Genomic DNA, 2,547 nt, shown 5'->3' with positions numbered 1-2,547 from the left:
GAAATTTGTTTACGTCTGCCGTCCTGTAACTCTTTATACATTTCGTCGTAAGTCTTGTAACCTAAAAGTCGCAGAAATGTATATTTCAAATTCATTGGTGGATGTCAATTAGTATTGCAGCTTACGTGCCGCGTATTGGCGATGGGCGGGATTTTTAGCACTGAACTTCAATCGAAGAACGGAAGTTGAATTTTGCACTTCCGTTGATACGAAGCCGTTCAGCCCGCCTATTGCCAATACGATGTTATAGGGCGTTTTATTTTTTAAATTCTTCAATTAGTGTTTCAATTTCGTTTAAAATGTCAGTCTTTATAATGTTTTTTTTGCTGTCTTGTGAAAATAATTTATCACAGACGTTTACAAGTTTGTCTAACAATGAATTGTCGTTTGGCGACCAAGTTTCGCCTGTCTTAATTTGTCCGCTTGTATCAGTTGTTGCAAAATAATAACTTACTCCGTCAAGTCCCATTGTCTCTTTTTCGGGTATTTTGGTTTGTTCGGCAAGAATTTGAAACAACTCTCCAATTTTTGAATAAAGAATATTGTCAATTTCGGTTTTGTTACTAATTAGTTTTACGGTATTACGCTTTTTAGCATACCAAAAATTTTCTGAAAAACTATTTGATATAATGTAATGCTTACCGTCTATTGTTTCAACTGAAAAAGCATATTCTTTCGAAAATGAAGGCATTGAAGTGTAACGTGCATATGGCGTCTGCGAGAATCCTTTGTAGAGTTTTGGAAACACATTGTCATAATATTCTTTTAAAACACCTTCGTATTGTTTGAAGTCCTTTGCTGGTTCTAAATGTTCTTTTTGTCCGTAACATAATAATGTTGTCAAAGCAAAGGTTAATATTAAAATTGTCTGTTTCATTGTCTTCTGTATGTTCGTTTGCGGTCTGTCCTAAAATGCCCTATAACGGACATGGCTTGCCGAAGTACGGGAATTAGTATTCCGTCCGCCTGGTACCGATGATGATTGAAAAACTGATGGCGAAGTTAACAACTAAAGGCCAAATAGAATTCGGTCAAGCCCGATATTAGCTGATAGTAGTAAAACTGATGATTGTTATTCCGTCCGCCAGCCTTGCGGCAAACCTTTTGTTGGCGGCTGCCTAGTCTATGGCTTGTTCTTTTAAAAACTGTCCAAACGTAACCGTATAAACAGTAAATGTGTCACCATGAAAACTATATAAATTTTCCTTTACTTTTTTTGGTCGCATATTTTCAAATCCCTGGTCAGTGAAAGGAAAAATCTGAATAGAGAAATGTTCATCCATTTTGTTTTTTATGAAATTGGGGTCAACTATCTTGACTTTTAGATTTCTATTGTGTCGAAGCCCAGTTTTTAAGCATTGGTTTATATGCTCGTCATTAAAAGAGTATCCTATAATAAAGAGTTCATCTGCTAAACAACAATCCCTGTCAAATGCCGCTTGCATTTGCCTAATTGGTGGAATCATGCCTCTTTGTGCTTTTTGAAAGCCGGTCACAATGTTTGTAACTAAGATATTTTTTCCTTTTTCGATTTGAAGAGTTGCTGGTGAATCATTCATTTGCAAATGAGGAAAATCTGAATCAAATATTTCTACATGTGGAAGTTGATAATTGTCTAAGTCCCGAACCTGCCAGAATGCTGAACCGTGTAAGTTGTAGTAAATATTTGATTCAACATCATTTAAAATTTTTGGAATATTGGCTCTTGAAACCTTTCCTATATATGTCTCTTGTCGTTCATGAAAACCTTCAAATATGTCGATACCATTTTTTTCAAGTAAAACTTTAAAAATTCTTTCATAGTTTAAGGTATACATCCGTAAAATTGAACTTTGAAATTTCGATTGCATCCACTTTGTAAAATCTTTGCTTACTTCGCTCTCAAAATCAATTACGCTATGACTTTCTGAATGATATGAGTAATGAGATACTTCTGCACTAATGTCCGATAAAAGCCCTTGAATTAAATACTGGAAATAAAGTTCTGTTGGGGTTTGGTCATAGTGAGCAAATCTTGCGAAATCGTATTTTTTACCTTTAGGAATTTGTAATTCAAACCTTGAAGAATATTCATTTTTGAGTACAGAAAAATTAAACAGCTCTGTTTCAAACTTGGGCTCAAAAAAGCAGCTGTATAAAGAATGTGGTATTTCTTTTTGATATTTTGAATAGTATAAGGCTAGTTCTTCAATTACATTGATTATTGTTTCAAAATTGACATCAGAACTATTAAAGCCATTACTCAAAAGTTTGTCATAGATAAATTTTGTAATTCTTGTTGTATTATCTGTGATTCGAAAACCTGAGTCCAACAATATTTTTGTCAGGTCTGAGGTTGATGGAGATTTCCAATCTATTGTCGCACCAGCACCAAATAAAAAAGCTGAACGAGTTTTCATGAAGTCTGTTTAGGTTGCCGCCAACGGTCACAGCTTTGCGTTCGGCAGGGCATTTGAAAAACGTCCAGCCCGGTACTGCTGCTGATGTAAGATACAAAAGTTGAAAATATATTTTGTAGTTCATTAGTGTTCGGTCAGCCGGATATGT

At 34.9% G+C, this 2,547-nt stretch carries 2 protein-coding genes; both read right to left on the bottom strand.

What is annotated here, in order from left to right; genetic code table 11:
• Positions 1-256: 256 nt before the first annotated feature.
• Positions 257-877 (bottom strand): hypothetical protein, encoded by a 621-nt coding sequence (locus tag DC498_RS25835; RefSeq protein WP_116877013.1) that lies wholly within the window; start codon positions 875-877, stop codon positions 257-259.
• A 241-nt stretch (positions 878-1,118) separates the two neighbouring features.
• The gene (locus DC498_RS25830; RefSeq protein WP_116877012.1) at positions 1,119-2,399 is read right to left on the bottom strand and encodes an SIR2 family protein; all 1,281 of its coding nucleotides are present in this window, start codon (positions 2,397-2,399) and stop codon (positions 1,119-1,121) included.
• Positions 2,400-2,547 lie beyond the last annotated feature (148 nt).

Source organism: Terrimonas sp., assembly GCF_003075435.1.
Lineage (GTDB): Bacteria > Bacteroidota > Bacteroidia > Chitinophagales > Chitinophagaceae > Agriterribacter.
The sequence above is the reverse complement of the archived record's forward strand: the minus strand, read 5'-3'. Positions and strand labels throughout refer to the sequence as shown.